At 72.3% G+C, this 24409-nt stretch carries 16 protein-coding genes; 3 read left to right on the top strand and 13 right to left on the bottom strand.

Annotated features, from left to right (window positions below; all coding sequences use genetic code 11):
* On the top strand, positions 1 to 1949 hold a 1949-nt coding region (locus AB0C35_RS40435), incomplete at its 5' end, for a DUF222 domain-containing protein (protein WP_358467975.1).
* Positions 1950 to 2689: 740 nt separating this feature from the next.
* On the opposite strand, the gene AB0C35_RS40430 is transcribed toward AB0C35_RS40435, so the two are convergent.
* Both AB0C35_RS40430 and AB0C35_RS40425 read right to left on the bottom strand, forming a co-directional pair.
* Positions 2690 to 3523, bottom strand: coding sequence for a TIGR03620 family F420-dependent LLM class oxidoreductase (locus tag AB0C35_RS40430; RefSeq protein ID WP_358467972.1), 834 nt, complete (start codon positions 3521 to 3523; stop codon positions 2690 to 2692).
* Positions 3524 to 3646: 123 nt separating this feature from the next.
* Positions 3647 to 5203 (bottom strand): cellulose binding domain-containing protein, encoded by a 1557-nt coding sequence (locus AB0C35_RS40425; RefSeq protein ID WP_358467969.1) that lies wholly within the window; start codon positions 5201 to 5203, stop codon positions 3647 to 3649.
* A gap of 260 nt (positions 5204 to 5463) precedes the next feature.
* On the opposite strand from AB0C35_RS40425, the gene AB0C35_RS40420 reads away from it, so the two are divergent.
* Together AB0C35_RS40420 and AB0C35_RS40415 are read left to right on the top strand one after the other, a co-directional pair.
* Positions 5464 to 6738 carry a biotin carboxylase gene (locus AB0C35_RS40420; protein WP_358467966.1) on the top strand — a complete coding sequence of 425 codons (1275 nt, stop codon included), beginning with the start codon at positions 5464 to 5466 and terminating at the stop codon, positions 6736 to 6738.
* A gap of 48 nt (positions 6739 to 6786) precedes the next feature.
* Positions 6787 to 8805 (top strand): CocE/NonD family hydrolase, encoded by a 2019-nt coding sequence (locus tag AB0C35_RS40415; protein WP_358467964.1) that lies wholly within the window; start codon positions 6787 to 6789, stop codon positions 8803 to 8805.
* Positions 8806 to 8839: 34 nt separating this feature from the next.
* Here the strand turns inward: AB0C35_RS40415 and fmdA are convergent, their stop codons facing one another.
* From fmdA to AB0C35_RS40360, 11 genes are all read right to left on the bottom strand, one after another.
* Positions 8840 to 10087 carry a formamidase gene (gene fmdA, locus AB0C35_RS40410; RefSeq protein ID WP_358467961.1) on the bottom strand — a complete coding sequence of 416 codons (1248 nt, stop codon included), beginning with the start codon at positions 10085 to 10087 and terminating at the stop codon, positions 8840 to 8842.
* 61 nt (positions 10088 to 10148) lie between these two features.
* Positions 10149 to 10433 carry a zinc ribbon domain-containing protein gene (locus AB0C35_RS40405; protein ID WP_358467958.1) on the bottom strand — a complete coding sequence of 95 codons (285 nt, stop codon included), beginning with the start codon at positions 10431 to 10433 and terminating at the stop codon, positions 10149 to 10151.
* Between the two features lie 143 nt (positions 10434 to 10576).
* Complete coding sequence (locus tag AB0C35_RS40400; protein WP_358467955.1) at positions 10577 to 10960, bottom strand: VOC family protein; 384 nt, start codon at positions 10958 to 10960, stop codon at positions 10577 to 10579.
* Positions 10944 to 11846, bottom strand: a complete 903-nt coding sequence (locus AB0C35_RS40395; protein WP_358467953.1) for an ArsR family transcriptional regulator — start codon at positions 11844 to 11846, stop codon at positions 10944 to 10946. Before AB0C35_RS40395 ends, AB0C35_RS40400 begins: the two co-directional genes overlap by 17 nt.
* Positions 11847 to 11894: 48 nt before the next feature.
* Positions 11895 to 12842, bottom strand: a complete 948-nt coding sequence (locus AB0C35_RS40390; RefSeq protein WP_358467950.1) for a hypothetical protein — start codon at positions 12840 to 12842, stop codon at positions 11895 to 11897.
* A gap of 44 nt (positions 12843 to 12886) precedes the next feature.
* Positions 12887 to 17053 (bottom strand): FxSxx-COOH system tetratricopeptide repeat protein, encoded by a 4167-nt coding sequence (fxsT, locus tag AB0C35_RS40385; protein ID WP_358467947.1) that lies wholly within the window; start codon positions 17051 to 17053, stop codon positions 12887 to 12889.
* Positions 17054 to 17061: 8 nt separating this feature from the next.
* Positions 17062 to 18192: a MoxR family ATPase gene (locus AB0C35_RS40380; RefSeq protein ID WP_358467944.1), complete on the bottom strand. Its 1131-nt coding sequence runs from the start codon at positions 18190 to 18192 to the stop codon at positions 17062 to 17064.
* Between the two features lie 82 nt (positions 18193 to 18274).
* On the bottom strand, positions 18275 to 19753 hold the full coding sequence (locus tag AB0C35_RS40375) for a hypothetical protein (protein WP_358467941.1): 1479 nt from the start codon (positions 19751 to 19753) through the stop codon (positions 18275 to 18277).
* Between the two features lie 124 nt (positions 19754 to 19877).
* Entirely contained in the window at positions 19878 to 21353 is a 1476-nt protein-coding gene (locus AB0C35_RS40370; RefSeq protein ID WP_358467938.1) for an MFS transporter, read from the bottom strand.
* Positions 21354 to 21558: 205 nt separating this feature from the next.
* The gene (locus tag AB0C35_RS40365) at positions 21559 to 23874 is read right to left on the bottom strand and encodes a hypothetical protein (protein WP_358467935.1); all 2316 of its coding nucleotides are present in this window, start codon (positions 23872 to 23874) and stop codon (positions 21559 to 21561) included.
* 267 nt (positions 23875 to 24141) lie between these two features.
* A complete protein-coding gene (locus AB0C35_RS40360) occupies positions 24142 to 24339 on the bottom strand; it encodes a hypothetical protein (protein WP_358467933.1) in 198 nt (65 codons plus the stop codon).
* Positions 24340 to 24409 lie beyond the last annotated feature (70 nt).

Genomic DNA, 24409 nt, shown 5'->3' with positions numbered 1-24409 from the left:
CCGCCCGCCGCCAAACCTCCTGGGCCCAAGCCCGCGAACTGGCCGCCATCGCCGAACTCACCCAACGCCGCACCACCCAGGCCACCACCCAGGCCGACACCGAAGCCGACGACGACCCCGGCTACCGCACCCTGACCGCGCACGAAGCGGTCACCGAAGAAGTCGCCGCCGCCCTGACCGTCACCGGCAACACCGCCGCGACCCTGATCCACCTCGCCGAACAACTCACCGGCCCCCTCGCCCACACCGGCGCGGCACTGGAGACCGGCCGGATCGACCTGCCCAAAGCCCGCGTCATCTGCGACACCACCCAAACCCTCCCCGAACACCTCACCCAACGGGTCGAGGCGCTGGCGCTGCACAAGGCGCCCACCCAGACCACCGGGCAACTACGCCGCCGCATCAAACGGATCACCCAAAGGCTGGCCCCCGAAGCAATACAGGAACGCAAACGCGAAGCCCTGCGGCAACGGCGCCTGGAACTGTGGGACACCGCCGCCGGAACCACCGACCTGGCGCTGTGCGACCTGGCCCCCGAACACGCCCACGGCATCTTCAACAAAATCACCGCCGCCGCACACGGCCTGCGAACAGACGGCGACACCCGATCCCTCCACCTCATCCGCGCCGACCTGGCCGTCCACCTCCTCAACGGCACCCCCCTCCCCGCCGCCACCCACACCCTCCGCACCCAAATCACCCAACCCGACACCAGCACCCCAGCACACAACAGCACGGCCGACGGGAGCACGGCCGACGGGAGCATGGCCGACGACAGCACGGCAAGCGGCCCGGCGGACGGGGACGAGGTCACGCACTGGCCGGTCGCGGTACTCGACCAGCGGGCCACCCACCCGCACGGCCGCGCGTCCGCCACCGGACCTCCCGCCGCCGCCGGCAACCCGCTCGACCAAGCCGCACACCGCACGGCGGGCGAGAGACACAACGCGACTCAAGACGGCAGCGCCACCAGGACAACCGGAAACAACACAGCAACCGGGCACCACACATCGAACGGGCACCACACCTCAGACAAGGCACCCCCCGCCCGCACCCCCAACGGAGTCACGCACCGACCGGTCGCGGTAATCGATCAGCAGACAGCCGACCCGCCTGGCCAGGCGTCCGCGACCGGGTCTCCGGCCGCCGTCGGCAACCCGCTCGACCAGGCCGCAGACCGCACGGCGGGCGGGCCGGTGAACGGCGACGGAGTTGCGCACCGGCCGGTCGCGGTGCTCGACCAGCGGGCCGCCCACCCACGCGGCCGCGCGTCGGCAACGGAGCGCCCGGCCACCGTCCGCAACCCGCTCGACCGGGCTCCAGGCCGCACGGCGGGTGGCGGACACAAGGCGACCGAGGACGGCAGCGCCGCCGGGACGACCGGAAACGACACAGCAGCCGGGCACGGCAGGTCGGACGATGCCCTCGCCGCCTCATCCACGCCGCTGACCAGAACCGCCGACGACGACGCGCCCGGCGCGGACACGGCGGACACGGTCATCGCGGGACTGGCGGCCATGATCAACCGGCGCCTCACCCACCTGCGCGACCGCACCCCCGCCGCCGCACTACCCGCCGCGACCAACCAGGCGATCCAGCAGATCACCGACCGAGTCGCCCCCCAACGCGACGCGACCTGCCAAGCAGACGCCGCACGACACGGACGGCCCGGCTACCGTCCACCCGCCACCCTGCGGCAAGAGATCCAAGAACGCCACACCACCTGCGTCTTCCCCACCTGCAACCAGCCCTCACACCGCTGCGACCTCGATCACACGGTGCCCTGGCGGCCCGGAATCACCTGCCGCTGCAACCTGGCGCCGCTCTGCCGAAGACATCACCGACTCAAACAAACCCCGGGCTGGAAACTCCACCACATCTGGCCCGGCCTCCTGATATGGACCACCCCAGCCGGCGCCTGGTACATCATCCGCCCCGACCGCCAGTAGGCGCGCGCTTGGGGCAGCGGCGGAACTCCCTGGAGTTTCGGCCGTTTGGAACGGATCGCGGTGCCGCGGACGGGTGCGGGCCGTCCGCGGAAACGACCGGACGGGTCCGGACCGACGAGGCCTACAGGCCTCGCGCCAACCCCGCTTACCTGTGCAGATGCGGTATCGGCTGCACGATCCCGGTCAAGGTCGGCCAGATCCGCAACCGTAGGAGGAGCAAGGCAGCCGGGTGGACGCCCACATGCGTTCTGCGCGATCGATTACCAGCAGCGCCACGCCGTCGAGGGCGGCATCAACCGGCTGAAACGCCATCGTGCTGTGGCCACCCGATCCGATGGGCTTGCGGTCCGCTACGAAGCTACCCTCCGGATCGCCGTCACCAATGGAGTGGTTGGCCTGCCTTTGAGGCACGTCCCAGATGCACTCGGCCACCGGGGCGGGATGCGCCGTCACGACGCCGAGGACTACGCCAGCCTGCGCCGCCGCTTGTCCAAATGGCGCCGGCCCGGCGGACTGATGCAGCTCGATGTCAAGAAGATCCGACGCATCCCGACGGCGGCGGCCCGGCGCGGCCAAGGACGCAGCGAGCCGGTCCGCGGCTGCGGGATCGGCCCACGACTACGTGCGTGCCGCCGGTGATGACCACATAACCCGCCTGGCTTGGAGCTCCCCAAAGGATGATCAATGGCGGAGTCGGCGCCGGCGGGTCATGTGCCGCTTCTGGTGGGGCGTCCTCGGTGTCAGCGGATGAGGGCTTCGGCTAGTGCGCGCCACTCTGTGTGGGGGACGGTGTTCGGGTCCGTTGGACGTACGACGAGCACGACCTGGTCGGCGCCTGCGTCGAGGTGGCTTGTCACGCGGGCGGCGATGGTGTCGATGTCGCCCCAGGCCACCAGGCTGTCGAGGAGGCGGTCGCTTGTTCCGGTGATGTCCTCGTCGGTGAAGCCCATCCGGCGCAGGTTCTGCGGGTAGCCGCCGACGCCGGTCAGGAAACCGATGGGCTCGCGGACCGTGTTCCTGGCCAGCTGCGGATCGCTTTCGAGGACGACGTATTCCATGACGGCCAGGGTCGCCTCGGCGCCGAGGATTTGCCGGGCTTGTGCGGTGTACTCCGGGGTGACCAGGAGGGGTATCGCGCCGGCCGCGCGGTCGCGGGACAGCTCCAGCATCCGCGGGCCCAGCGCCGACAGCATGCGGGCGCCTGGCGGGACGGGCGGGTCGGCGGCGTCCAGGGTGTCGAGGTAGGCGTTCATGGTGTGCAGCGGGCGGTCGCCGTGCGCGCCGCCGAGGCCGGTGATCAGGCGTCCCGGCGCGTCCAGGCTGCGGTGCAGTGCGATCACGTCTTCGGGCGTGTACCCCCAGGCCGGGATGATCGCGCTGCCGACGGGGATCTTCTCGGTCGCCCGGATGACGTCCCGCAGCGGGTCCAGGGTCGCGAGTTGGCCGCCGGCGATCCAGATCGTCGAGTAGCCGAGGCTTTCCAGCATGGCGGCGTCGTCCAGGTGGCCGCCGTCGGCGCGGACGTCCAGGGTCACGCCGATGCGGCCCAGGTCGCCCAAGTCAAGATGTGTCATCTGTGATCGCCCCCGGTGGTCGAGTTCTTCGTTGAAGTCGACGCTAATTGCTCAACCTTGCTTGAGGTCAATGGGGGCGGCCCGCGTCCTGGGAGGTGGGACGCGGGCCGCCGGGGGAGAGGGTCAGAAACCTGCGGTGATTCTGGTGAACTCCCATTCCTGCTGGTCGATGCCGCTGCAGTTGGACGCGACGCCGCCGCCGGGGCACGGGCGGTCGCGGTTGACCGACCAGTACGCCAGGCGGGAGAGGCCGTGCGAGGCGGCCCAGTCGCGGATCTGGGTCCAGGTGCCCGGGGACGTGACCTCCCGCTGGTCCGACAGGCCGTTCATGCCGGAGATCCCCATGTGCGAGTAGGCCGTTGCGTCGGACCATCCGAACGCCGACTTCAGCGCGTTCTTCAGGCCCTCGGACGCGCTGACGGTGCTGCCGTACATGTCGGAGCCGCCGGCGAAGTTGAACGGCATGATCGTGAATATGTTTACGTCGGCCTGGAGTTCGGCGGCGCGGTTGATGAGGCGGGTGCCCCAGTAGTTCGGTCCGGCGGTGCCGGTGCCGAACGTCAGGATCGTCTGGACGCCGGGGTTGTTCCGCTTGACGATCTTGAGGGCGTTCAGGATGCGGTCCTGGACGGTCGCGTTCTCGAACTCGTCGCTGTTCTCGATGTCGACGTCGATGGCCTTGAGGTCGTAGGCGTCGATGACCTGCTGGTACGCGCCGGCGAGGGCCTCGGGGGTGGCGCAGTTCGGGCCCAGCTTGTTGCCGGACCAGCCGCCGATGGACGGCAGGACGTCACCGCCGGCCGCGCGGATCTGCGCGATGGCCTGCGCGTCCACGCCGCCCTGGAGGGGACGGTTGCCGTCCCACGCCGGGCTGCAGCCGCCGCCGGACAGGATGAACGCCATCGTGAACCACTTGATCCCCGTCGCGTTCATGACGGTGGACGGGTTCGGCGGGTTGCCCCAGCCCATGTAGAGGTAGGGCGCGGCGTGCTTGGTGACGTCCGGTGTGGTGCAGCCGGTCGTGGTGGCGGTGACGGGGGCGCTCGCGGCGGATTCGCCGGCGGAGTTGTACGCCTTGACCGTGTAGGTGTGGCTGGAGCAGGCGGCCAGCCCGGTGACGGTGGTGCTCGTCGCGGACACGGTGGCGCGGACGGCGGACCCCTCGTAGACGCGGTAGCCGCTGACCGTGCCGGACGAGGCGGACCACGAGAGCGCCAGTGAGTCGTCGGTCCGGGCGGTCACGGTCGGGGCGCCGGGTGCGGAGGGCGCTCCCGGTTCGCCGTCGCCCCCGCCGGTGCAGGACGCGCCGTTGATAGTGCAGTTCTGGGGTGACCCGGAGCCGCTGACGATGAACCCGAACGACACCGTCGCGCCTGCTGCGACGGCTCCGTTGTAGGAGCGGTTGGTGAACGTTGCGTGCTGCCCCGACTCGGTGAGCAGGGCGTCCCAGTAGGTCCCGACGGAGGAACCCGACGGGAGGTCGAACTCCACCGTCCACGAGGAGATCGCGGAGCCGGTGTCGTTCTTGATCGTGTACTTGGCCTCGTAGCCCGATCCCCAGTCGGCGGACTTGGCGAACGTCGCCGTCACCGACGCGGCGTTCGCGGGGACGGGGGAGAACAGGGCGAGGACGAGTGAGCAGAGGGCGGTGAGCAGGAGGGCGGGAAGAGGTCTTCTCAATGTCGCTCCCGGGACGGAGATGTGGACGGCGGGAATCCCCCGAGCCCCGAGTGGTGTCGTCGAGCGATGCGGATCTACGGTGCGGGCGGTGAGCGGGGCACGCGATCGACCTCTATTTGATAGGAAACCTTCCTATTAATTGGATGAACTTTAACCGGCCTCGGCGCCGCCCGGCAACCCCCGCGGCGGCTGCGTGAAAGCACCTCGTTTAGGGACGCCGTATCGGGTACGCATGCCTGAGCGGCGGGAGTGGAGGACGCATGCCGCGGAACGTGTTCGTGCTGGGTCTGGACGACCTGAACCGCCGCATGCTTCGGAAGCTCCCCCACCTCGCGCAATACCGTTTCCACCCGCTGCTGTCGCTGGAGGAGTTGCGCTACGGCGAGATCGACTTCGACCGGCTGGTGGCGAAGGCGGAGACGAAGCTGGACGCCTTCGACTGGCGGATCGACGCGATCATCGGGTTCTGGGACTTCCCGGTCACGACGATGGTCCCCGTCCTGTGCGCCCGGTACGGGCTGCGCAGCGCGAGCCTCGAATCCGTCGTGAAGTGCGAGCACAAGTACTGGAGCCGAATCGAGCAGCGCGCGGTGATCGACGAGCATCCCCCGTTCGGGCTGGTCGACCTGGACGAAGACGCGGTGCGACCGCCGCCTGGGGTGCGTTACCCGATGTGGCTCAAACCGGTGAAGTCGACGTCGGCGGCGCTGGCGTTCCTGGTCAGGGACCCAGACGAGTTCGGCCGGGCCGTCGCCGAGATCCGCGAGGGGATCGACCGGCTCGGCAGGCCGTTCGAGGCCGTCCTGGCCCGCCTCGACCTGCCGCCGGAGATCGGCGAGGTCGGCGGCGCGGCCTGCATGGCCGAGGAGGCGATCACGGGCGCCCAGGTGACGGTCGAGGGCTGCGGCTTCGGCGGCGAGGTGCACGTCTACGGCGTCGTCGACTCCATCGTCTACCCCGGCAAGCCGAGCTTCCTGCGCTACCAGTACCCGTCCTCCCTGCCCGGCGAGGTCGTCGAGCGCATGACCGGCATCACCGAGCGCGTGATCGAGCGCATCGGGCTCGACTCCACGACGTTCAACATCGAGTTCTTCTGGGACCGCGAGAGCGACGCGATCAATCTGCTGGAGATCAACCCCCGGCACTCCCAATCGCACGCCCCGCTGTTCGAGTACGTGGACGGCGTCCCCAACCACCAGTACATGGTGCGGCTCGCGCTGGGACTCGACCCGGAACTGCGGCCCCCCGGCGGAGGCGAGTACAACGTGGCCGCCAAGTGGTTCATCCGGCGGTTCACCGACGGTGTCGTCCGGCGCGCCCCGTCCGCGGACGAGGTCGCGGCGGTCGAGCGGGAACTGCCGGGCACGATCGTGAAGATCGCCGCGGAGGCCGGGGACCGGTTGTCCGAACTGCCCTTGCAGGACAGCTACAGCTACGAGCTGGGCCGCGTCTTCATGGGCGCCTCTGACCAGGCGGAGCTGGAAGCCCGGTACGAGCAGTGCCTGGCTGCCCTCACGTTCGAGTTCGACGAATAGAGCCAATGCGCAATCCGGCGTTGCCGAGCCTCACGGGGGAGGAGCGATATGCGTACGGTGACGGCACTGCCCTATGCGGTGCGGGAGGACGAGCACGTCTGGATTCCCATGTCGGACGGTGTACGCCTCTCCGCCCGCATCTGGCGGCCGGTGGCCTCGGACGAAGACCCGGTCCCGGTCGTCCTGGAGTTCATCCCGTACCGGAAACGGGACCTGACGGCGCTGCGCGATTCGATCCATCACCCGTACATGGCCGGTCACGGTTACGCGGGCGTGCGGGTCGACCTGCGCGGCACGGGCGACTCGGAGGGCGTCCTCACCGACGAGTACCTGGAGCGCGAACTGCTCGACGCCGAAGAGATCCTCGCCTGGCTCGCCGACCAGCCGTGGTCGGACGGGCGTGCGGGAATGATGGGCATCTCCTGGGGCGGGTTCAACGCGCTGCAGGTCGCGGCCCGCCGCCCGCCGTCCCTCGCCGCGATCGTGCCGCTGTGCTTCAGCGACGACCGGTACGCCGACGACGTCCACTACATGGGCGGCTGCCTGCTGAGCGACAACCTGTCCTGGGCGTCCACGATGTTCGCCTACACCTCGTGCCCGCCCGACCCGGCGGTCGTCGGCGAGCGATGGCGCGACATGTGGCGGGAACGCCTGGAGAACAGCGGGCTGTGGCTGGAGAAGTGGCTCCGCCACCAGCACCGTGACGACTACTGGCGGCACGGCTCGGTCCGCGAGGACTACTCCGACATCCGGTGCCCGGTCCTCGCCGTGAGCGGCTGGGCCGACGGCTACACCAACGCCGTGTTCCGCGTCCTGGCCCACCTGGACGCGCCCACGCAGGGACTCATCGGCCCCTGGTCCCACAAGTACCCGCACCTCGGCGTGCCCGGCCCGGCGATCGGCTTCCTGCAGGAGCTGGTGCGGTGGTGGGACCACTGGCTCAAGGACGCCGACAACGGCGTGATGGACGAGCCGAAGCTGCGCATCTGGATGCAGGAGAGCGTGCCTCCCTCCACCGCGTACGAGGAACGTCCCGGTCGCTGGGTCGGGGAGACGTCCTGGCCGACGCCCCGCATCGACGTCCGCAGCCGCCCGCTGGAACGCAACCGCATCGCCAAGGAGGGTGAGACGGTCGGACGCGAAGAACTGACCGTGGAATCTCCGCTGTCCGTCGGTAAGTTCGCCGGCAAGTGGTGCTCCTACAACGCGCCCCCGGACCTGCCCTACGACCAGCGCGAGGAGGACGGTGGGTCGCTCGTCTTCGAGAGCGACATCCTCGACGAGCGGTGTGAGGTCCTCGGCGCGCCCATCGTCCGCCTGGAACTGGCGGCGACCCGGCCGCAGGCGATGGTGGCCGTCCGGTTGTCGGACGTGGCGCCGGACGGCCGGGCCACCCGCGTCACCTACGGCCTGCTCAACCTCACGCACCGGGACGGGCACGCCGCCCCGCGAGCGCTGGACCCCGGCAAGCGGTACCGGGTCGGCGTCACCATGAACGCGATGGCGCACGCCTTCCCGGCCGGGCACCGCATCCGCCTGTCGATCTCCACGTCGTACTGGCCGCTGGCCTGGCCGCCGCCGCGCCCGGTCCGGCTCTCGGTCTTCACCGGTGCCATCGACCTGCCGGTCCGGCCCGTCGGCGCGGCGGGCGAACCGGACGTCGCGGCCTTCGGGGAGCCGGAGGGGACGCCCCCCATCTCCACCACGCAGCTCAAGATCGGCGAGGAGGGCTGGACGGTGTCCCGCGACCTTGTGAAGTACGCGTCCGCCCTCAAGGTGATCAAGGATCTCGGTGTCGTCCGCATCGACGACATCGGCCTGGAGATAGCCCGCCTGGCCAAGGAGACCTACGGCTGGACCGGCGACGACTACGGTTCCGTGTTCGGCGACGTCGAGTGGCGCATGGGATTCGTCCGGGGCGACTGGGACGTCAGCACCGTGACCCGCACCAAACTGACGTCCACCGCGACGGACTTCCACCTCCACGCGCAACTGGACGCCTACGAGGCCGACCGCCGGGTCCACTCCCGCAACTGGACGATCACCATCCCCCGCGACCAGCTCTGACGGCCCGCGCGGTCGGCCCGCGCGGCCCGGGCGGTCAGGACGCGACGGCGCATTGACCGCGGTCGACGCGGCGGGGCCCCTCGGCGGTGGGACGGACGTCGAAGTCGAAGACGGCCGTGGGCAGGTACAGGGTGCAGCAGGCGTTGGGAATGTCGACCACGCCGCTGAGCCGGCCCTCGATCGGCGCGGCGCACAGCAGCAGGTAGGCCTGCTCGCCCGTGTAGCCGAACTTCTTCAGGTACTCGATGCCGTTCAGGCAGGCGTTCCGGTAGGCCAGCGTGGCGTCGAGGTGATGGTTGGTGTCGGTCTCGTGGTCGACGGAGATGCCGATGAACGAGATGTACTCGTCGTAGCGGGGCTCGACGTTGCCCGGCATGAAGATCGGGTTCGTCGTCACGCCGTACTTCTCCATCCCGCCCTTGATCAGGTCGAGGTGCAGGTCGATGAACCCGCCCATCTCGATCGCGCCGCAGAACGTGATCTCGCCGTCGCCCTGGCTGAAGTGCAGGTCGCCGGTGGACAGCAGCGCGCCGGGGACGAGGACGGGCATGAACACCCGCGCGCCGCGGCTGAAGTTCTTGATGTCCTGGTTCCCGCCGTTCTCCCGGGGCGGGACGGTGCGGGCGCCCTCCCGTCCGACCCGCTCCAGGTCGGCGCCGGTCAGGGTGCCCGCGAGCACTTCCTGCGGCTGCGGAGGCATGGCCAGCGGCGGCACCCGGTTCGGGTCGGTGTCGATGAGCGCCTGCTCGCGGGCGTTCCAGCGGGACAGCAGTTCGGCGGACGGCGCGGTGCCGAACAGGCCGGGATGCGTGATGCCGGTGAAACGGACGCCGGGGATGTGGCGGGACGTGGCGGCCTGGCCGTGGAAGTCCCAGATGGCCTTGCAGGCGTCCGGGAACCAGTCGGTGAGGAACCCGCCGCCGTTGCCCCTGGCGAAGATGCCGGTGTAGCCCCAGCCCTGCCCGGCGACGTTGCCGGTCTCCTGCGGGACGGGCCCGATGTCGAGGACGTCGACGATGAGCAGGTCACCGGGCTCGGCGCCCTCCACCGCGATCGGGCCGCTCAACATGTGGTTGACGTTCAGGTTGAGGTCGCGGATGTCGTTGGCCGAGTCGTCGTTGACGACCTGGCCGTCCATCCACTCCCGCGACTCGACGCGGATCTCCGACCCGGGACGCACGGTGACCGCGGACGGGATGTCGGGATGCCACCGGTTGTGGCCGGGAACCTGCTGGTCGCGCATCGACTTCGCCTGGTCGACGCTGAACACGACGTCGGGCATTTCTTCCTCCAGTACGTGTCTTCTCGCGGTACGGGTGTCTTCTCGCTCATGGGCGAGTGGCTCATGGGCGGGGGAGCAGCGCGTGCCTCGGGTCGGCGGGCGGGGCCGCCGGTCTGCGCGGTGCCTCGGGGGCCCGCTTGACCACCTGCGGCTCGTGGGCGCTGGCCTCCTGGGCCTGAAGCGCCCGGCCGAGCGGGCCGGGAGTGCGGGCGAGGTGCGGCGCGGTGAAGACGCGGGACGCCTCCCCGCCGCAGGACGCGCACGTCTCCGCGGCCCCGGCGGTCCCGATCGGACGGGAGACGTCGAACGGTCCGCACTGCGCGCAGCGGTACTGGTAAATGGCCATGGGCAGCCCCCCAATGCTTCGTGGCGGACTATTCCGCCGAGAAGCACCGGTAAACGAACCGCCCAGGTCAGCCGCTCAGTGGGCGGCGGCCTCGAACAGTTCGATGAGGCTGTCGGCCGGGTCGGTGAGCAGGATCTGGCGCCTCAGTGGGTGGCGGGTTGGAACAGTTCGATGAGGTTGCCTGCTGGGTCGGTGAGCAGGATCTGGCGGCCGCCGGGGCCGGCGACGACGTCGCCGAGGAAGGACAGCCCGGAGGTGCGCAGCCGGTCGATCTCGGCGTCTAGGTCGGCGACGATGAGGTGGATGCGGTTGCGGCCCGGTGCGGCGGAGTCATCGGGTGTGGCGCGGGCGCCGGAGCTCGCCGGGCCCGACAGCAGCAGCCGAAGCGGGCCGCGGACCACGTCGGCGAAGGCGGGCGCGGGGTTGGAGCGCACGGTGAAGCCGAGGTGCGTCGTGTAGAAGTCGACGGCGGCGGCGACGTCGTCGACGATGTAGCGGACGCTGGCGAACTCATCCGGTGTCGTCATGGCTGACCTCCGGGTCCGTGGCGAGCACGGGTAGCAGGTAGCGGATACGGGTGTCGATCTGCGCCGCCGTGTGCCTGAAGGCGGCGCGGTCCGGCCGGCTGGCGGCGGCCGGGTCGGGAATGCTCCAGTGGAGCCGTCGCGGCCGGCCGTCGAACTCGGGGCAGACCTCGCGGACCTTGTCGCACAGGCTGATCACGTAGTCGAACGGGCGGCGGGCGAGAGTGTCCAGATGGCGCGGCCGCTGGTCGCCGACGTCGATGCCGTAGTCCTCGTGCAGGATCCGCACGGCGTCGGGATGCAGATGCGCCCTGGGGTGGCTGCCGGCGCTGGTCACCTCGGCGTGGCCGCCGGTGCGGTGGCGCAGCAGGGCCTCGGCGATCGGTGAGCGGGCGCTGTTCCCGGTGCATGTGAACAGCACGCGGGGCCGGGCCGGGCGTCCGGCGGACGCGGGAGGCGGCGGGGTCGGATCGAGGTGCGGTGCCGGGGGCAGACCGGCGCCGGTGGCGACGGGTCGGGGTGGGGCGGGGGCGAAGTGCGGTGCCGGGTCCAGACCGGTGCCGGTGGCGACGGGTCCAAGTGGGGTGGGGGCGAAATGCAGTGCTGGGTGCAGGCCGGCGCCGGTGGCGGCCAGTGCGTGTGCGCAGCGTTCCAGATCCAGGTGGTAGTAGCTGTCGCGGGAGTCGAAGCTGCTGCGGTGGGCGGTGACCAGCCCGCCCTCGCGCAGCAGCCGCAGATGGTAGGAGACCAGGTTCTGCGGCTGGCCGAGCAGTTCGACCAGCTCGCGGACGCGGAGGTCGCTCCCGGCCAGCTCGGTCAGCAGCCGCCACCGCAGAGGGTGGGCGGCCAACCGCACGAACGCCGGGACGGCCTGACCCGTCGACTCCATGCCTCCAGGATACATCAAACGAGTTTGATGTATCGGCGGGCGGGAGGCTCAGGAGTCCAGGAGGAAGCGGTTGAGGGTCTGCTCCACACGGGTCATGGCCATCGACGGGCCGGTGAACGCCCTGACCGCCTGGTGCAGCCGGTGCAGGCCGCCGGGATAGTCCAGGCAGGTGCGGACGATCGCGTAGGTGTCGGAGCGGGCGTCGGGCCTGCGCGGGATGACGACGCCGATCTCGAACGGCAGGGCGTCCACGAGCTGGTCGCGTCCCCGCTCGTGGGCCAGCAGGGGAATGTCGAGCAGGTGGTCGACCAGCTCGAACAGCGGCGGCGGATCGCCTGCGGGACGGACCGCCCCGGCCGGAGCGGGGGGCGTCGGCGGCGACTGCGCGGGAACGGGCGACGGCAGACCCGGAACGTTCATCCAGGACGTCGTCGTCAGCTCTTTGACCTGGACTTCGACGGGACGGTAGTCACCCGGGTCGAGCAGGTCCCAGCCGTGCCGGACGACGTCGTCGTAGACGCGGTCGGACACGATCACCCCCACGGCCGTTCCCGAGACGCGCAGGGCCTCCTTCAACGCGGGCGCGTCGAGGATGCGGAACGCGTCGTTCACGGCGGTGCCCACCAGGCCGCGGCCGTCCGAGCGCGCCATCCCCATGTGCACGGCCACCCGCAGCTGCATCTTCGCCGGATCGCCGGAGACGGCGTTGTGGTGGCGGATCTCGGCGCGGAGGCGGTCGGTCACCGTGGTGAGGAGCGTGGCGAGGTCGAACTCCGGAGGCACGGCGATCATCACGCCGTCGCCCCGGTCCTCCCAGTAGCAGGCGTCGAAGGCGATGCCGTTCTCCCGGAAGGCCGTCCCGAGGCTCTCGTAGAGCACGTCCCGCACGTGGACGCGCACGCGGTCGGTGCGGGACGGGTCGCCGAACGAGGCGATGTCGCAGATGTAGAGGGAGCAGAGGCCCGCCGGTCGCCAGTCGCCGCGTGCCGTGTCCACGGGTCGATTATGGGTGCCGGTCGGCAAGTGCGCCATGGGGGGAGTCACTCCAGGAGGAGGGGTTCGATGTGGAGTTCCAGGAGTTCTCCCGCAGCCGCCGCGGCGACGTCGGGGTGCCGGTCGCCCAGGACCGTCCGCAGGTCGGCGGCCGACTGCGCGCCGGGGTTCTGCGTGATCACCCGGTGGTTGTGGGCGGCGGCCAGGGTGTGCGGGTGCGCCGGGCCCAGCCGCCTCTGGAGGCCCGCCGCGGTGTCGGCGGAGAGCGCGGCGGCGGACTCCAGCTCGCCGAGCAGGTAGAGGTCGGCGGCGACGCCCGCCGCGCAGCAGAGGGCATGGTGGTGGTCCGGATCGCCGCCGAGGCCGGCGCGGGCCGCCTCGTCGATCCCCAGTGCGGTCTGGGCGTCGCCCGCGGCCCGCAGCGCCGCGCCGTACCCGGCCGCGCAGACGTGGGTGAACGGGTGGCCGTCGCCCAGCACCCGGCGGTACGCGGTGCGGGCCTCGCGGAGCCTGTCACACGCCTGGCCCAGGACCCCCACGGAGATCTCCGCGAGGGCGAGGCACACCTCGGCGGCGAGGGTGTGCGGGTGGTCGGCGCCGAACTGTTGCCGGACGTCGTCCAGCGTCTCCCGCGCGACGCCGTGCGCCTCCGCCGGTTCCCCGGACGCGCGGAGCGTCCCGGCGTGGGTGACGAGGAGCGGCAGGACGTGCGGGGCGGGCGGCGCGGAGCGGGCGTCGGCGAGGCATTCGCGCTGCACCGCGAGGGCCTCGCCGTACCGTCCGAGCTCGTGCAGGTCGCGGCTGAGGCCCCCGGCGACGCGGACCACGTCGCGGTGCCGCGGGCCGAGGCGGCGGCGCAGCCTGGCATGGGCGTCGGAGTCCAGTGCGTGCGCGTGGTGGACGTCGCCGAGCAGCCGCAGGTCCGTGGCGACGTCGGCGGCGGCCAGCAGCGAACGCGCGTCGTCGGCGCCGAAACGTCTGAGCGTCCGCCGCCAGGTGTCGTCGTCGAGTTCGTACGCCTCCCGGAACCTGCCGTGGAACCGCAGATCGGCGCCGGCACCGCGTGCGGCGGACAGGGTGCCGGGGTGGTCGGGGCCGAACCGGCTCCGCATCCGCGGGAGCAGGTCCGCGCCGAGGCCGGCGGCGGCCCGGTGGTCGCCGAGCATCCGCAGCGCATCGGCTAGCCACCGGCCGACCTCCAGGAGCAGCTCGTCGTCGGGGCCGTGCAGGTCCGGCCACGCACCGGCCGCCGACTCGGCGAGCCGCCTGCCGCCGTCGGCGTCACCGCGTGCGAGCAGGTACCGCACCTGGTCGAGCACCACGTGCCGCGCGGTGCCGAGAACGGCTTCGGCGGGCACGAGATGCGGGGTGATCTCGGCGCGCGCCTCCCAGGTGGCGCTGTTCTCGGGCTCCTCGGCCGGGGTCGCGGCGCTGAGGACGGCGTCCACACACGCGCGGACGGGGGAGTGGTCCGCCTGTGGGTGGCCCGCCCGTGGGGCCGCTCTCAGCCGCAGCATCGCCCGAACCTGGGGATGGACGCGGAGGACTTCCGCGTCCGGATCGAAACGGCCGAGCGCGTAGCGGTCGATGTCGCGCATCGCGTCCCGCAGCGTGTCCTCATGCGCGAGCGCCGGTGCGAGGTCCGCCAGCGGCCCGGCCGACAGCATGCGGGCGGAGACCGGGTGGGAGCCGAGGTACGTCCACAGCTCCAGGAGCCGCCCGGCGACGGGCCGTTCCGCGCCGAGCCGCGTGAGGGCGAGTTCGGCCGCGGCGGCGACCTTGGGCGGCATCGGCGGCCTCCCTTCGCCGAGCGTCCGTGCCCGCAGGTCGAGGAGACGCAGGTAGTCCCGGACATCCTCGCCGGACGACCGCCGTGCCGCCTCCAGCCATGCCGCCGCGAGTCTCAGCGCCGACGGATGGTCGTCGAGGTCGCGGGCGAGCAGGTCGGCCTGCCCGGTGGTGAGCCCCGGCGCGCGTGCGCGCAGCAGGGCGACGCTGTCCGCACGGTCGAGGCGGCCCACCCGGATGACGGTGTGCCCGTCGGCCAGGGCGGCGGCGTCGCCGCCGGTGACCAGCACATGGCCGGTGGACGCGCCGGACGTGGCCGGAGGCATCAGCGGCCCGAGGCCGGGCGGATCCGCCGCGTCGTCATAGACGAGCAGCCAGCGCCCGGCCACCGCGCCCGCCCCGAGCGCCCGGAGGGCCTGGGCGGCGGTGCCGAGCCCGGCGCCGCCCGCGTCGAGCCGTTCCGCCAGCGCCGCCAGGGAGGCCCACGCGTCCGTGGCCTGCGCGGCGGGAATCCACCAGACCAGGTCGTACTCGCCCGCGTACCGGTGCGCGTACTCGGCGGCGAGCCGGGACGTGCCCTCGCCGCCGAGCCGGTGACCGGACGCGGGGACGAGCGCCACCGGGCCGTCGTCCAGCGCCTCCCGGGTGGCGGCCAGCAGCGTGTCCCGTCCCACGAAGCCGGGATCGCGCGGCGGCACCCCGCCCCAGATCGGGGTCCCCGCGGCGCGTCCGGCGCCAGGCCCCGGCGCGGTCCCCGGACGGGTCGCGCCGTCCGCGCCGCTCTCGGCGGACGCGGCGCCGAGCCGTTCGGCGACCTCCTTGTAGCGGCCTCCGAGCCGGGCCAGTACCTGGACGGCCACCTGCGCGAACGGCTGGTCGGGCGGGAGCGGCTCCTCGCCCCGCCGGATCGCGCCGAGCAGCGCCGGGAAGTCGTGAGTGGAGCCGAGTTGCTGCTTGACGACGTGCCAGACCTCCGTGAGCACGCGCAGCGCGTCACCGCGCAGCATCCCGCTGAGCAGGACGTCGCGCACCCCCTCCCGGAAGTCGTAGGAGACGGTGCCGCCGGAGCCGTCAGACCTGCTGGCGGCCACGTCCTTGCGGAGGTCATCGGTGACCGTCCCGCCCTGCGATCCGGCCGTCCGCATCAGGTCGCCCAGGTAGACCTCGGCGAGGTGCGCCGGCGTGGAGCGGGGCAGCATCGCCCGCTGCACCAGCCGCATGACCTCCAGGTTGAGCGGGGCCGCCGCCAGATGCCGCGCCAGCTGGAACGCCTCGGGCGAGGACGCCGCGCGGAAGCGCATCACCCGCTCCATCGGGGACGGGTCGGCGCCGCCGGGGTCCTCGGCGAGCGGTGCCACGGCACGCCCGGTGAACAGCGCGACGCCCGGCATGTCCCGCCCGCCGGCGGCGACGAACCCGGCCCAGGTGCGCACCCAGCGCGGCTCGAGCTCCATGACCGGCACGGCGATGCCCGGGTCGGCGGCGGTCCCGTTCGGGCCGCCGTTCTCGGAGAGGAGGGGGGCCGTGGTCGGCACCACCGTGAGCCGGTCGTTGGGGGCCGCGCGGATCGCGGTGCTGAACCGCACCGGCTCCAGCGCCGCCGCGCACCGCGACCAGAGCCGCTGCGGCAGCGGCTGGACGATCGCGACCGGCCCCGCGCGCCCCCACCGTTCCAGCAGCGCGGCGGCCCGGCCGTCCCGCCAGGCCCCGCCGAGGCAGTCGGTCACGACCAGGACCACCCTGCGCCGCGTCGGGTCGATCAGCTCGTCGGGGCTGCGCCCCTGGCCGGGGCTCTCGCCGCCGGGGGCGGTGTCGGTGCGCAGCCGCAACCGCTCGGCGTCGGTGTCCAGCCGCCACACCCGGACGTCGCGGAACGCCCCGAGCTGCTGGAGCAGGACCCGCAGCTCCTCGACCGTGCGCTGCCAGATGACCATGGAGCGGCCGGTGTCGACCACCAGTGACATCTCCAGCCAGCGCTCCGGCGACGGACGCATGACCGGAACCCAGACACCGGTGTCGGCCACACTCTGCGCCGTGTGCGCCTCGTCCAGATACGTCCGGGCGGGGGACGGTGCGGAGACCCGCAGCGGACGCATCGCGCGGACCAGCGGGAGGCTGTGCGAGATCGCGGCCACCCCCGGGCTGCGGACCGGGAACGCCCTGCCCGGCTCACGGCCCGTGACGTACAGCCCGGCCTGCGGGGCCGGATCCCTGCCCGCGGCGGCCGCCCGGTGGCCCTGCGAAGGTCCCGCGCCGCCCGCCGGCCGCGGCCCGGGAGTGTCTGCGGGCACGCGCGGCCGGGGCGCCTCCTGGGCCGGCGGGGCGGCGTTCCCCTCGGCCTCCTGTATCCGCGCGGCGAGCCACAGCGCGTCCGCCAGCTCCTGCGCGGTGGGCGGCGGATCGAGCGCCCACAGCGCCTCGACCAACCGGCTGATCATTTCGAGCCCGGGATGCCCAGCGGACGCAGGATCGTGTCGACCAGGTCGGCGAGCCCGCTCTCGGGCGGGCGGGCGCCCGAGGTCGCCAGGAAGATCGCGTTGAGCAGCTGGTCGGTGGCGAGGTCGCCGTGCGCGCGGCGGGCCAGGAAGTCGCGGATGAGCTCCTCGGCCTCCCGCCGGGCCGGCTCGCCCAGATGCGCCTCGACGATCTCGGCGAGGTGCTCGCCGTTCGGCGGCTCGATCGCCACCCGGACGCACCGGCGCAGGAACGCGGGCGGGAACTCGCGCTCCCCGTTGCTGGTGATGACGACGATGGGGAAGTCCGCGCAGGCGACCCTGCCGCGCTCGATGGACGCGCGGCCCTCACCGGCCGTCATGACCTCCACGACCGGCTGGTCCTCGGGGAGCCGCTCCAGCTCGGGGATCAGGAACCAGCCCTCCTCGAAGATGTTCAGCAGGTCGTTCGGCAGATCGATGTCGCTCTTGTCCAGCTCGTCGATGAGCAGGACGCGCGGCAGGTCCCCCGGCAGCAGCGCGGTGCCGAGCGGCCCCAGCCGGATGTACCGGCCGATGCCGGGGGCGTCCGGCCGGACGTCGGCAGCGGCGTCGGAGGCGGCGCCGGTTTCGCCGTCCACGGCCTGCGGGACGGCCGGGCCCGCCCACGCCGGCCCGGAACCGCGCAGGCTCGCCTCGTGGACCCGGCCGATCGCGTCGTAGTGGTAGAGGCCCTGCTGCAACGTGGACCGGCTCGTGATGGGCCAGTTCAGCACCGGCCCCAGGCCCAGCTCGTACGCGATGCTGTAGGCCAGCGTCGACTTCCCGGAACCGGGCTTGCCCGTGACGAGCAGCGGCCGGCGCAGCTGCAGCGCCGCGTTGACCTTGTCGACGACGCTCTCGTCCGTCCGGTACGACCTCGCGCGCCGGACGTCGCCGGGACGGCGGTCCCCGGTGGAGCCCGTCCCGCCGAAGTCCCGCCAGGGAGGAGGCGGCGGCAGGCTCCTGATGCGGTCGTGCGGCCGGTTGCCGCCCGTGAAGATGTGCCAGTCGCTCTGCGGGGACGACGCGCTTCGCGGGGACGACGCGTCCGGCGGGGGCACTGCTTCGGGTCCGGGCACTGCTTCAGACATAGGGGACGATCCGTCCGGCGGGGGCGATCCGTCCGGCCCGGGCACTGCGTCAGACATGGGGGACCTCTCTCGTGGCCGGTCGTCAGGTGGGGGGTCTCAGCCGCTGGTACGGCTCGGGAATGCGGTCGGCATCATCGAAGAGCAGGGCCAGGTCCAGGCCCGGGTGCTCGCCCGAGCCGTTCAGCGCGGCCTGGCGCCGCAGGTCGAGCAGCCGGTGCGGCAGCGTCATCGGGTCGGTGGCCAGCAGCGCCGTCACCTGCTTGACGAGGTGGTCGGACGGTTCCTCGCGGCGGCACCAGGCGATGACGGGGGTTCCCGCCTGCAGGCCGACCCACAGCTCGTCCACCGGCTCGGGCGTGTCGCCCCACGGCGGGAAGGCCATCGCCAGGACCGCCGCGGACGGCTGCAGCAGCCTGGCGTAGAGCCACTGGTTGTCGAACTCCCGGGGCGTGGCGACCCAGCAGACCTCGCCGTCCTGCGACGCCTCCCGGAGCCGCGTCCACTTGCGGCGCCAGTGGTGGTGCAGGGCACCGCGCCGGAGCCGGTCGAGGCTGCGCAGGACCACCGGGTAGTCGACCCCGAGCCGCCGCTCCAGGCCGTCGACGGTGATGGCGAGCTGGTCGAAGGCGAACCCGAACAGCCCCCGGGGCAGCACGAACTCGATGACGAGGTCGGGGTCGTCCCGGTTCACCACCTCGGGGTCGTCGGCCAGCAGTTCCCCGAGCAGGACGGGAAGCAGCGCACGCGGCAGCGGCTCGTCGTCGCTGCGCAGCGTGATCCCGGGGTCGGTGCCCTTCTGGAGCCAGGCCGTGACCATCAGGCTGTCCGTTCCGGCGCCGTCATGGCGGCACTCGACGGTGAGGTAGGTGCCGGCCTGCGCGCGTGCGTCGGCTGCGGGGCCTCCGGGAAGGGCGGGGCGTCCCGGCCCGGTCAGCCGTGCGGGGTCGACGCCCGAGCGCTCCGCGAACCGGCGGGCCCAGTCCCGGATGGCGGCGGCCGTGTCCCCCTCGGCGTGCTCGGCGAGCCCGTGGACGAGCACCAGCAGCGGCGGCACCCCGTCCGCGCCCTGGAGGACCTGCTCCAGATGGGCGACGGCCTCCCGGAGGCTCCGGACATCGTGGTCGGGGACGGGCCCCACCGGGCCGACGGCCCGCCGGTAGAGCGAGGGAAGCACCGAGGCGTACGGGGAGGCGGTGCCGTTCCGCTCCAGCGCGCCGACGAGACTGTGCAGGTCGCGGCTTTCGGCGGGGGTGAGCAGCGGCTCGGGGACCAGCTCGGCGACGACGGCGTTCAGCCCGGCCATCGGGGTGCTGCCGCGGTGGATCCGCTCCAGGACGCCGGCCAGCGCGTGGACCGCCCCGGTGGTGGTGAGGCAGGCCCGGACCAGCGACCAGACGTCGTGCAGCTCCTCCTCGTGCCGGTCGAACGGGAGGTGCCGGCCGAGCTCGTCCTCCAGCAGGGTGACGTAGAGGTCGCGGGTACGCCGCCGGCGCATGCCGTCGATCTGCATGAAGGCCGTGACGAGCCGCTCCTGATCGGCCAGATCGAGCGACCCGTTCACAGTGCGGTGCCTCCGCGTCATCGCGCGCGTACGTACGGTCGGACAAATATACGATCACCCAGGAAGGAAGATTTGGGGCGTCTGCCACATTCTCCGTGTTTTCCGCCGCAGTGACCGATGCCGGTCAGCCCGCCGCCGCCTCGGTGTCCTCCGCCAGCGCGGCGGTGGCGGCCCGGAGCGGCCAGATCCGCAGCAGATGGTCGGAGGCCATGAGGACCGGGATGGCGAGGGCCACGACCGTGAAGCCCCCGGCGGCCAGGATCGCGGCCCCGTCGGTGTCCAGCGCCGCGACGATGTACCCGGCGCACAGCGCGCCAACGGAGAGCGCGCCGGTCGTCAGGAACCGGTTGAAGCCCGCCACGATGCCCTGCATGTGGGACGGGACCTCGGTCAACTCGTAGATGCTCAGGGTCACGTTGATCTGCGCGCCCATGAAGCCGCACGCGCCCCAGGCCATCAGCCCGTAGTAGGCGGACTGGCTGAGGGCGACGACCAGGATGAGCGCGAGCCAGACAGCCCCGCAGATGATGACGACCCTCCGCGGGCTGGCGCGCCGCGGCCCCCGGCCGGCCAGCATGGAACCCAGCACCCCGCCGAGGCCGCTCGTCGCCAGCAGAAGCCCGATCATGGAGCCCGACAGATGCTGCTCCTGCGCGCGGACGACCAGCAGGAGCATGACCGTCTGGAAGAGGAAGTTCGCCAGTGCGCAGGCACCGAGAGCACTGCGCAGAAATCGGTCCTTGGTCAGAAACAGGAGCCCTGCGAGTATTCCAGGCGATTGTTGATGAATGTCCTGCGAAGTCCGCTGATCCTTCGGTGTCACCTTGTCATGCATCTCGTGCGAGTCATCCGGCATGGCACCCGATGCCCGTTTATTAATGGCCCGGAAGTCGCGGGTGCGCATCCAGTGCAGGGACAGGCACGAGACCAAGGCGGTCACTACACCGAGGACGAATGGGAACATGTGGCCGATGGCGTACAGGGTGCCGCCGAGCGGCCGGCCGAGCAGTACCGCCATGTGCTGCCTCGCCTCGTTCTTGCCGACCGCCGGGTGCAGCGTGTCCCTCGGCACCACGTGCCGGATGGCGACCGTCTCGGCGACGTCGTAGAACGCCACGGCGCAGCCCTCGACGGCGATCGCCGTGATGAGCAGGATCTCCCTTCCGCCGTCGAGGAACAGCAGCCCGGCCGCGAGCACGGACGCCACCGCGATGCGGACCGCCTGGCAGACGGACATGATCTTGCGGCGGTCGACCCGGTCGGCGACCAGCCCGGCCGGGACGTGCAGCAACAGGCCCGGGATCGTTCCGACGGCCAGCACCCAGCCCGCGAAGACGGGGGACCGGGTGAGGGCCAGCGCCAGCAGCGGGGCCGCGGTGGACATGTTCAGCGCACCGATCTGGGAGACCGCCGAGCCCGTCCACAGCAGGGTGAAATCGCGCGGCCGCCGCGGGCGCAGCCTCCGCCGCCACGGCTCCCGGCCGTGCTCGTACCGCCGCCCCAGCCGCCCCGGCCCGGGGCTCCCGGTGCCGTCCCCCGCGGGGGTGGAGCGCGCCCGCCGGGCCGCCTGCGCGTTCGGCTCCGTTGCCGGCGCGGTCATGGTCACTGGTCCGAACTCTCCCTTGAGCAGTAACACATGCCCGCAGGTATCGAGGCGAACCAGGAATGTCAGGTGCGTCCTGATTGGTAGTGCGGCATGACGTCAGACTGTCGATCGTGGAATACCCGCGAAACAGCGGCATGCTACCGGTTTGCCGAACGGCCGGGAGGGCTTTTATCGTTGCTTGACAGGAATATGGAGTGCCTCACGCGCGCTGTTGGCGCGGCCGGACGACGGGTACTGCAAGGAGCGGATGATCCCGTTCATCCATGAGACGCTTCGCCTGTTCCCGAAGTTGGGGCGGCAGCGGTGGATGTTCCGCCGCCACCGCTCGCGCGGCGAGTGCGGCGGCGCCGCGTTCGTCGCCGTCCAGCCGCTGGACGCGGGCCAGCCGCAGCAGCACGGGCCCGTTGTCGGCGTCGGCGGGGCCCGGGGGGCCGAGATGCGCCCCGGCGGGCTCGCCGCCGGGCTGCGCGGCGCCGGTCGCGTCCCAGGGCTCGCCGGTCGCGTCGACGCACATCGCCTGGGCCAGCGCCCACGCGGCGCGCGTGGAGAAGCGGGCGTTGTGGTCGATGCGGCGCAGATCGCGCAGCGACGGCTCGGCGTGGCCCAGATCGGCGAGAATCTCGCCGCGGGTGCGCAGCGCCTCGGTGGTGTCGCCGTGGCGGCTCAGCACCGCGTCCAGGACGGCGAGTGAGGCGCGGATCTGCCCGTCCGCCCAGAGGGCCAGGCCCAGGCCGGTCTGGACGGCGGTGTCGTTGGGCAGCCTTCCGGCGGCGGCGCGCAGGTCCCGCACGGCCTCGGTGGCGTCGGCTTCGAGCTTCAGCCGGCCCAGCGTGACCAGGAGCCGGCCGACCGCGAGCGTGTCCCCGAGGGCCTCGTAGAGGCGGGCGGACTCGCGGTAGTGCTCCGCCCCGTCGGGGGCTCCGCGCACGCAGGCGATGTCGCCGCGCAGGCACTCGGCCTCCGCGAGGAGCCGCAGGTCCTCCTTGCCGCAGCCCCTCACGGCGGCGGACACGTGGTAGGAGGCCAGGTCGAAATCCCCCTCGGCGAGGGCGAGCTCAGCGAACCGGAGCCGGGCCGGGGGCGCGGGACGCTGGGGCGGGGCCGGCCTGTCGCCGATCTGGTGGACGGCCTGGATCAGCCGGGGATGCAGGTGGTAGCGGCGCTCACCCGAGTCGAGCCGGGCCCGCAGGACATGGCGGTCTTCCAACGCCCACAGGACGGCGGCGGGCACCGCCCGCGCGGGCTCCGAGTCCTCGGGGACGCCGGCGCCGCCCCGCTCGGGCGCGAACGCGGCACGGAACCAGACGAGGATCTCCCGGGCGGGCCGCCGGTGGTCGGCCGCCACGGTGGCCAGCGCCTGGGCGCAGAACTCGGCCAGCCCCCTGTCGACGTCGTCGCTGAGCCGTGCGGCGTCGTCGCTGAGGCGTGCGGCGTCGTCGCTGAGGCGTGCGGCGTCGTCGCTGAGGCGTGCGGCGTCGTCGGCGAGCCGTCCCGCGTCTTCGGCGAGCCGTGCGACGTCGTCGTGGGGGGTGGTGCGGGTGCCGGTGATCTCGCTTGCGGGGGTGCCTGGATGGGTGACGGTGTCGGTGATCTCGCCTGCAAGCGCGCCCGGCTGGGTGCCGGTGCCGGACGGGGTGCCGTTGTCGAGGCGGGGGGCGGTTTCGGTGAGCGGCTCGTCCCACAGGCGGGCGCAGGCCACCTGGAGCAGCGCCGGGTCGACGGCCGAGGTCGTCCGGGGCCGCTGCGCCCAGGGTTCCCGGACGGTCCGGAGCTCGTCCACCAGCCGGGCCGCCGATCCGGCCGGGGCGGTGTGCCCGGACCGTTTCAGGGGCCCGTCCACCGCCTCGACGGCGGACGCCCGGTCGAAGGGGGCCAGCGCGTAGCCGTCCGGGTCGGCGGTGCCGTCGCGCAGGCGCGAGGCGAGCCGGTCGACGAGCGGGCGGATCTCCTCCAGCCGGTCGTCCCGCACCACGATCAGCAGGTGGGCGGGAAAGAACTCCAGCATGGTCCCCAGCTCGTCGAACAGCGGCTCGCGGTGCCGGAGCCAGGGCCCCGCCGCGCGGAGCAGCAACTCCGCCTGGTCGATCGCGAACAGCTGCCGGGGGCGCAGGCCGAAGCGGTCGGTCTGCGCGCGCCCGCGCAGGTAGTCGAGCAGCGAGAGCCCCCAGACGCGGCTCGGTGACTCGTCCGGGTACCAGGAGGACAGCAGCGCGAAGACGTACGGGTTCTGGTCGGGCAGGGCGCCGATGGGGCATGCCGGGCGGTGCACGGGATGGCCGACGGGCGCCGTGTGCAGCCCGCTCGCCCGCAGATGGGGCACCACCCCGGCGTGCAGCAGGGACGTCTTGCCCACGCCGGCGGGCCCGTGCAGAAGCGTGACCCTGTGCCGCTGCCAGCGGTCGGCCACGTCGCGGATCTCTGTCGCGCGTCCGTGAAAGTACCCCTGGTCGGCGACCCGGAAGGGGCGCGCTCCCACATACGGGGCGATGTCGGCGGGCGGGTCGTGGGCGGTCATCGTGACCTCCCCAGGCCGCGTGCTCGTGCGCAGCCTGGGACGGTCACCGCGATCGTGGACCTTTTGCTTTGACACTGCGGCCATCCAGTTCGACACGCTGGATTCGCGGTTCCGCCAAGCCACGACCCGCCTGCTGGTCATGACCTGACAGCCGACGGGCCTCCAGCGAAGAGGTCGGTCTGACAACCGTAGTACAGCGTCGGCCCGCCTTGGCCGAAACGGTTCCGCTCGAACCGGGAAATGGCCAAGTGTGGCTAACGGGTCAGGTCACGGACGGGCGGGCGACGAATCCGGTGACGACGGGTAGAGCTGGCCGAACCCGGCCGGGCGGTGGCCTCCCGGCCGTGCCGGGTCGAGCATTTCGGCGAGTGCGGTCCGCAGTGCGGAGCTGGGCAGGCGGTGCAGTTGCGATGTCGAGACCCGGCTGAGATCGATGGGGCTGATCTTGCTGTCACTGTTTCTCATCTCGGCCTCTTTCTCCGCTGGGTGCGGGCGGGCGGCATGACGCACGACATTTCCGAGTCTGACAGAAAAT

Origin of the sequence: Spirillospora sp. NPDC048819 (genome assembly GCF_040650055.1) — a bacterium.
Taxonomy (GTDB): domain Bacteria; phylum Actinomycetota; class Actinomycetes; order Streptosporangiales; family Streptosporangiaceae; genus Spirillospora.
This window is presented reverse-complemented; position numbering and strand designations above follow the sequence as displayed.

Bases quoted from the DNA above. Each gene is read 5' to 3' on its own strand.
- AB0C35_RS40430 (WP_358467972.1), bottom strand. From the start codon at position 3,523: ATGACACATCTTGACTTGGGCGACCTGGGCCGCATCGGCGTGACCCTG.
- AB0C35_RS40420 (WP_358467966.1), top strand. From the start codon at position 5,464: ATGCCGCGGAACGTGTTCGTGCTGGGTCTGGACGACCTGAACCGCCGC.
- AB0C35_RS40415 (WP_358467964.1), top strand. From the start codon at position 6,787: ATGCGTACGGTGACGGCACTGCCCTATGCGGTGCGGGAGGACGAGCAC.
- fmdA (WP_358467961.1), bottom strand. From the start codon at position 10,087: ATGCCCGACGTCGTGTTCAGCGTCGACCAGGCGAAGTCGATGCGCGAC.
- AB0C35_RS40405 (WP_358467958.1), bottom strand. From the start codon at position 10,433: ATGGCCATTTACCAGTACCGCTGCGCGCAGTGCGGACCGTTCGACGTC.
- AB0C35_RS40400 (WP_358467955.1), bottom strand. From the start codon at position 10,960: ATGACGACACCGGATGAGTTCGCCAGCGTCCGCTACATCGTCGACGAC.
- AB0C35_RS40395 (WP_358467953.1), bottom strand. From the start codon at position 11,846: ATGGAGTCGACGGGTCAGGCCGTCCCGGCGTTCGTGCGGTTGGCCGCC.
- AB0C35_RS40380 (WP_358467944.1), bottom strand. From the start codon at position 18,192: ATGTCTGAAGCAGTGCCCGGACCCGAAGCAGTGCCCCCGCCGGACGCG.
- AB0C35_RS40370 (WP_358467938.1), bottom strand. From the start codon at position 21,353: ATGACCGCGCCGGCAACGGAGCCGAACGCGCAGGCGGCCCGGCGGGCG.
- AB0C35_RS40365 (WP_358467935.1), bottom strand. From the start codon at position 23,874: ATGACCGCCCACGACCCGCCCGCCGACATCGCCCCGTATGTGGGAGCG.
- AB0C35_RS40360 (WP_358467933.1), bottom strand. From the start codon at position 24,339: ATGAGAAACAGTGACAGCAAGATCAGCCCCATCGATCTCAGCCGGGTC.